General features: G+C 67.9%; 6 protein-coding genes and 1 pseudogene. 3 read left to right on the forward strand and 4 right to left on the reverse strand.

The window, feature by feature from the left end; all coding sequences use genetic code 11:
- Positions 1-200: 200 nt before the first annotated feature.
- The gene (locus IMZ11_RS41480) at positions 201-1,088 is read right to left on the reverse strand and encodes an NmrA/HSCARG family protein (protein WP_228648904.1); all 888 of its coding nucleotides are present in this window, start codon (positions 1,086-1,088) and stop codon (positions 201-203) included.
- Positions 1,089-1,264: 176 nt separating this feature from the next.
- Here IMZ11_RS41480 and IMZ11_RS41485 point away from each other — a divergent pair, with 176 nt between their 5' ends.
- On the forward strand, positions 1,265-1,813 hold the full coding sequence (locus IMZ11_RS41485) for a TetR/AcrR family transcriptional regulator (protein WP_228648906.1): 549 nt from the start codon (positions 1,265-1,267) through the stop codon (positions 1,811-1,813).
- Between the two features lie 151 nt (positions 1,814-1,964).
- Here IMZ11_RS41485 and IMZ11_RS41490 read toward each other — a convergent pair whose 3' ends face one another.
- The 3 genes from IMZ11_RS41490 to IMZ11_RS41500 form a co-directional block, all read right to left on the reverse strand.
- The gene (locus IMZ11_RS41490; protein WP_228648908.1) at positions 1,965-2,462 is read right to left on the reverse strand and encodes a hypothetical protein; all 498 of its coding nucleotides are present in this window, start codon (positions 2,460-2,462) and stop codon (positions 1,965-1,967) included.
- A 299-nt stretch (positions 2,463-2,761) separates the two neighbouring features.
- Positions 2,762-3,154 carry a DoxX family protein gene (locus IMZ11_RS41495; protein WP_228648910.1) on the reverse strand — a complete coding sequence of 131 codons (393 nt, stop codon included), beginning with the start codon at positions 3,152-3,154 and terminating at the stop codon, positions 2,762-2,764.
- 453 nt (positions 3,155-3,607) lie between these two features.
- Positions 3,608-3,808, reverse strand: coding sequence for a hypothetical protein (locus IMZ11_RS41500; RefSeq protein ID WP_228648912.1), 201 nt, complete (start codon positions 3,806-3,808; stop codon positions 3,608-3,610).
- Between the two features lie 343 nt (positions 3,809-4,151).
- Here IMZ11_RS41500 and IMZ11_RS46545 point away from each other — a divergent pair, with 343 nt between their 5' ends.
- Both IMZ11_RS46545 and IMZ11_RS41510 read left to right on the forward strand, forming a co-directional pair.
- Complete coding sequence (locus IMZ11_RS46545; RefSeq protein ID WP_228648914.1) at positions 4,152-5,540, forward strand: metallophosphoesterase family protein; 1,389 nt, start codon at positions 4,152-4,154, stop codon at positions 5,538-5,540.
- 503 nt (positions 5,541-6,043) lie between these two features.
- Positions 6,044-6,274, forward strand: a pseudogene (locus IMZ11_RS41510) (IS5/IS1182 family transposase); the annotation flags it as partial.
- Positions 6,275-6,347 lie beyond the last annotated feature (73 nt).

Consider the following 6,347-nt stretch of genomic DNA (forward strand, 5'->3'; position numbering starts at 1 on the left):
AGGCTCTTGAACTTGGACATAGCGATTCTCCCCCGAAAAGGAATCGATTCCTCTAGACGCTCGAGCATCTCCGCCATCCATGCCGAAGAATGCCCCGGATAACCCCTGATAGGGCCATTTCCGCATTGTCTGGATCTCCGGAAATGTGAGACGGCAAACGGTGCTATGCGCTTCTTAGGCAGCTCTTGTCCTGCTATTGATCACGTCCCCGAGCCGGCCATCGTGAAGGCGGCGGCACCCTCGCGGCCGAGCCAGGTGGCGAAGTCCATCAGGCCCGGGTGCTCCTTGCGCAGCGCGTCGATGTCGGCGTGCCAGCCGCCGTGGTTGGCGAAGTCGTAGCCGGCCACGGCGTCGGCGCCGTGGCCGGCCAGCGCCTCGCGCGGAATATTCCGGTAGGTGATGGGCTGCCGCAGCGCCCGCTCCATGGCTCGGACGATCTGCGGCATGGTCAGCTCGTCGCCGGCCAGTTCGATCGTCCGGCCGGTGTACTCGGCCGGACGGGTGAAGGCCAGCGTGGCGAACGCGCCGATGTCGGCGGCCGCGACGAGCTGGATCGGCACGTCCGGCAGGACGACGTCGGTCAGGACGCCGTCGCGCACGCCCATCTGCGGGTGGACCTGGTTCTCCATGAAACGGACCGGCCGCAGCGCGGTCATGGGCAGCCCCAGGTCGCGGGCGTACCGCTCCAGGGCGTCCTTGGTCTGCCAGCGCGCGATGCCGTGCGAGGCGTCGGCCGCGCCGACGGAGGCGTACACGAAGCTGCGGACGCCGGCCGCCGCGGCGGCGTCGGCGACATTGCGGCCGTAGCGGAGCTCGTCATCGAGGGTGAAGCCGGGCGGCGTGCCAGGGTAGCCGAGGGTGGGCTGGACGCTGAAGACGCCGTCGGCGCCGCGGGTGGCCGCCTCGAGCGAGATGCGGTCGCCCATGTCGCCGCGGACCAGTTCGGCACCGGCGGCGGCAAGCGCCCGCGCGGCGGGGGTGCCGGGGTCGCGGACGAGAGCGCGGACCCGCTGCCCGGCGGCCAGCAGGCCGCGGGCCGTGGCGCCGCCCTGAGTGCCGGTGGCGCCGGTCACGAGAACGGTGATCATGTTTCCTCCCGATAGTGGGGTGTCGAGAGCGGGTCAGGTGTTGAGCAGGTGGTGGGTAAGGGCCGCGTACTCAGGTGGCTGGAAGCTCATGACATCTCCTAACCGGGGACTCTCCCCGGTTTTCGTCGGGTACGATACGGGGATAGTCCCCGTTTAAGCAAGCCCAGGAGGCGACGATGCGGGCCGACGCCCGGCGCAACTACGACCGGCTGGTGGCCTCCGCGCGGGCGGCCTTCGCCGAACTGGGGGCCGACGCGCCGCTGGACGACATCGCACAGCGCGCGGGAGTCGGCAACGCCACGCTCTACCGGCACTTCCCCACCCGGCAGGCGCTGCTGGAGGCGGTCTTCCGCGACCACATCGACGTCCTGTGCCGCCGGGCCGAGGAGTTGATGTCCGCTCCTTCGCCGGGCGTGGCGCTGAGGGAGTGGCTGGGCGCGGTGATCGCGCAGGGAAGCACGGAGCGTGGGCTGGCCGCGTCGCTGCAGGCGGCGCTGGGCGAGGATGGCTCGTCGTGCCGCGCGGCGATGTTCGGGGCGGCGCGGGGGCTGCTGGCGCGGGCACAGGAGGCGGGCGACGTCCGGACGGGCGTACCGGTCGAGCAGCTGTTCAAGCTGGTGAACGCCATCGCGCTGGTCACCGAGACGGAGCCGGATGCGGCCGGGCATGCGGCCACCCTGCTCGACCTGATCTTCCACGGCCTGACTCCGCGCCCGCTTCGCTGACCCCGCACCCTGAAGGCATAGGCCGAATCGCGCGACGCACGGCTATGCGCGCGACTCCCCACGCGTTCGACATGTCGAGTGCTGACGGTAGGCGAGAGCGGACCCGAAGGAGGCTGTCGACGCTGTCAACGGGGTGGAGTGTCACCGGACATTACGGGCTGGAAGCGGGATAAATGTCCAGCTGCACGGATGCGTTGTAGCAGTAGCAGGGGTCAACGGCTTCGATGGGCGGATACTCAGGGAAAGTCGCTTGCCCGCGGCCGATGATCCGCCCCTTTTTGTCTTTGATGACCGCGCGGACGGCCACCCGCGAGTAGTCCGTAGCCTTTCCCGGGAGATCGACGAAGCCGAGAGGGATCTGAATTTCGGCACTTAGGTCGGTTCCCTCGGCAGGCGTGGGGAAGCGGGAGGCGCCGGCAGGGAGCAAGTGTCTTTTCCGGCAGAAGTCACGTGCGTCACAGACTTCGTACGTGTTATCGGGGCTTACGATCGACCGATGCGCGGTGAGCTCCACGCCGCTGCCGGGGCACGGGCCGCAGTTGTGGGGGTGCTGAGTGCACCCAGACAGCAGCGTCACGCTCACGGCCGCGTACATCAGCACCCGGAAGCTCAGCGGTCGCGACGTGCCCTTTTCCCGCGTCGCCTTCATCACGCTTCCTCCGGCAGGTACATCAGGAGCCGATACGGGACAGTTTGGTGCAAGGCCGTTATGGAGGCGGCATTCGACGACCTGGTCGACGAGGTCGTGCCAGGCCGCCGATGCCCTGCGTCTCCCGTCTGCGCAGCCTGCGTTTCGGCGAGAGCCGCCCACAGCTCCCCATTGGACCAGTCGGTGCTCCAGGGCCGGGGGCGCAGCGCTCCCTCCCATGCGATCTGCAGGTCTTGATCGCTCCGTACGCCTGGAACAGATCGCTCACGAGCCGGGTGGTCGCGCGAGAGGTGCCGGGGTCAGCGGTGGTCGCGCCGCAGTACCGCGACCACGGCCGCGAGCGACAGGAGGAACAGCGGCAGTGCCGGGCTGGTGCCGAGCACCGTGACGTTGGTGACCGTGGCGCCGATCATCAGCGCGACAAGCCCGACCGCGGCCGCGCGGGCCAGCCGCGGGAGGAGTAGTCCGGCGGCGCCCGCTGGCTCGAGTGCGCCGATGACGATCCGCAGCCACTGGCCGGCGCCGATCTCGGCGAACATGGCCGTCATCTGCGCGGCGCCGAACAGCTTCAGCACCCCGCCGGAAGCGAACTGCAGAGCGAGTGCGACCTGGACGACCCAGGACAGCGCGGTACGAATGCGGCTGCGCCTCGAGGTAGCGGTCGTCGCGGTTGACATGGTGGTGGCGGTCACGGTGGTCTCCCTTGTGTGTGTGGTGCTTCACCCCCTCTGTCGGAGACGTACGGGCGGTCGCGACAAGTCAGCCGAGATCTTGTTCTTCGCGTGGCGACAAGGTTCAGCGCCGGGCGGTCTCTCTGGCGCTCTGTGCCTGCCGAGAACCTCATCCGTACAGGTCGAGCAGCATGACTTGCCCGCCCCGTTCGTCCCGGTGGCCGGCAGCCCGATAGAGCCCATGTACCGGCCGCCTACGGACTGAGTCCTGTACGCGGTCGCTGGCTGGTTAGCCCTGAACGAACAGTTACGCCGCTTTCATGGACCGCCACCGCACTTGCCCCATGACGCTTCCAACCATCGTCGACATACCAGTTGACGCTCTGTCTGGTGATTGATTCGGTCATCTTGTGCACTTCGGGCTGTTTTGATGAGGGCTCGGCACCCGAGCGCCTCGCCGGGGTCTCCGTGCACTCAGTCGAGGGTCAGGCCACCGCGCGGCTCCGATGGGCAATCAGCCGTCGAGCATCCCTCCCAGACGCCGACCTTCGTCAGCCCGTCGTTGGTCAGCATGAACACGCCGACCTGCACCTGCGACGGAAGCACGCACGCGTCGCACCACTCGGCGGGCTGCGGTTCGCCAGTGACGAGGCTGACGACGAACTCCCGTGCCATCACCTCTTCTCCAGAATGGCCTGGTCGGCGGTCGAGCCGATCAGCGCGGCGGCCACCGACAACTCCTGCAGCTGTGGCTCCTGCCGGCAGTCCGCGGTCCCGCCGTTTCGCATTCCGCGGGCCCGTACGAACAAGCTCACCCTCCGCTGACGGGCGGGGTGGTGGCCTACCCCAGAAGGCTGGGCTGGTCGATCACCCACAACCACGTGCCGTCGGGCTGGCGGCGAGCCACCTCGACAGTGACACCGCCATCGGCCAACCGCACCGAGGTGAGCACCAGGTCGTCGTTCCGCAGTGTGGGCTGCTGCCGGCCAGGAGTGAAAGTGAGCTTGTCCGCGACCAGGTGCTCGTACGCCTGGCGGATCTCCCCCCGGGCTCGTACGCCACCGACCCGGCCAAGCGCCGGCCGTACCCCGACACGCTGTTCCCCGTCGCCGCGTTCGACGAGTTCGTCAAGCAGGTGGTGCCGCGCTTCCGCGCCTACGACCGGTCCACCCAGGCCGGCTACGACGCGCTGGTCGCCAAGGTCGGGCCGAACGTGATCCTCACCCACAGCGCCGCCGGGCCGCTCGGCTTCGCCGCGACCATCGCCGCCCCCGACCACGTCCGCGCCCACATCGCGATCGAACCGTCAGGCGCTCCCGACCCGTCCACCGTGGACCTCGACCGGCTCCGCCCGATCCCGCATCTCATCGTCTGGGGCGACCACCTCGACTCGGACAGCACGTGGACCGAGCTGTACACCTCCACCAGGCGCTTCCACGACGCCCTGCGAAGGGCCGGTGGACGATCGACCTGGATCGACCTGCCGACCGAAGGCCGTCACGGCAACTCCCACATGATCATGATGGATCGCGACTCGCACAAGACGGCCCGCCTGATCACTTCCTGGCTGGACGCGCAACGTGAAGGGCTAAGCGTCAGGAGAAAGGTCTCACCGCTCGGCTGTCTTCATCCCATAGTGGTGACCATGCTGAACCAAGTAGCCGTCCTGTCCGACATTCACGGAGTCCTGCCAGCCTTGGAGGCTGTGCTCGCCGAACCGGACGTCAGCACCGCCGATCGCATCGTGCTCACCGGCGACATCACCGCCGGGCCGCAACCGACGCAGGTTCTCGACCTGCTGACCAGTCTCGGCGACCGCGTTATCTGGATCAGCGGCAACGCCGACCGCGAACTCCTTGAATACCGCCGGGGGCAACGCGACACGATCCCCGATCCGATCGCCCCCTGGGCAGCCGAACAGCTCCGGGAGGACCATCTCGACCATCTCAGCTCGTTGCCACGATCGCTGTCTCTGTCCGTGCGTGGCCTGGGGAAGGTGCTGTTCTGCCATGCCACCCCCCGTGACGATGAGGAGGTCGTCCTGGTCGACTCCCGCCTCGACCGCTGGAAGGAAGTCTTCAGCGGACTCGATACAGACATCCGCACCGTGGTCTGCGGCCACACTCACATGCCGTTTGTCCGCCTCGCCCACGGCCGACTTGTACTCAACCCCGGCAGCGTCGGCATGCCCTACGGAAGAACCGGAGCGCACTGGGGCCTCCTGGGCCCTGGCGTCGAACTGCGAACCACGAACTTCGACATCGAGGCGGCTGCCACTCGAGTCAGCCAGGACTCGTCCTACCCCGAAATCACCGAGTGGGCCGACTACTTCCTGCACGCTCGCGCGACCGACGCAGACGCCCTCGAAGCCTTCGCCCCACGGGACGGACGCGACCACACACCGTGACGCTCACCCCGTTTCCATGACAACGGGCAGTCGAACACCGACTACAGGATCAACGGTGCCTACCAATCTCAACCCCCGAGAACTTGGGGTCGAGACGGCCCAGGCAGACGGGATGACCCACGAGGCCCCCTCCTGACGAGGAGCGCGGGCGTCGCCGCGGCGGGCGTCACGTCGGGGAGATCCTCTTGGATCTTCGCCACGTAGTCCGGATGGAGGTCGGACCAGGAGGTGTCTTCGGGTTGGTGACCCTCGGTGCGCTCGTCAAGGGCGTTGGTCGGACTGGTCGACGACGCCGAGCGCGTTCTGCCGACCGCCGAGCGGGCCCTTGGGCTCGGGAACATGCGACGAGCCGCAAAGTAGCTGTGCGTGATGACGGTGACTGTGTGCCGGCCGGCTCGGGCCGGAGGCCGGCTTGCGGCCGGTGCGGTCGTAGCGCACCGCGTCGGAGTCGGCGTACCCAGCAGGGCCAGGGCGACCTTCTTCTTGCCGGACGCGCGGGTGATCGGGACCAGGCTGCCAACCGGAAGAAGAAGGGCAGTAAGGGTGGCCGGCCCGTCAGTCATGACGCCGGCCTCTACAAGGAGCGGAACACCGTTGAGCGCCTGATCAACACGCTGAAGGGCTGGCGAGGCATCGCCATGCGCTACGACAAGACCCCTGAGAGCTACCTCGCCGGTCTGCACCTTCGCGCCGCGATGATCTGGATCAAAGACCTCACCCGGGCCGCCTCTTGATCACAACTAGTGGCCCGTCACCGAATCTCGGCCGGGTAATTGATCTCCAGCGGTGAACCCGTCAGGCTGGCTG

This window comes from Microtetraspora sp. AC03309 (assembly GCF_020826795.1).
Taxonomy (GTDB): domain Bacteria; phylum Actinomycetota; class Actinomycetes; order Streptosporangiales; family Streptosporangiaceae; genus Microtetraspora; species Microtetraspora glauca.

Excerpts from the sequence above, each read along its gene's own strand:
- IMZ11_RS41490 (WP_228648908.1), bottom strand. The coding sequence starts at position 2,462 with ATGAAGGCGACGCGGGAAAAGGGCACGTCGCGACCGCTGAGCTTCCGG.
- IMZ11_RS41480 (WP_228648904.1), bottom strand. The coding sequence starts at position 1,088 with ATGATCACCGTTCTCGTGACCGGCGCCACCGGCACTCAGGGCGGCGCC.
- IMZ11_RS41485 (WP_228648906.1), top strand. The coding sequence starts at position 1,265 with ATGCGGGCCGACGCCCGGCGCAACTACGACCGGCTGGTGGCCTCCGCG.
- IMZ11_RS41500 (WP_228648912.1), bottom strand. The coding sequence starts at position 3,808 with ATGGCACGGGAGTTCGTCGTCAGCCTCGTCACTGGCGAACCGCAGCCC.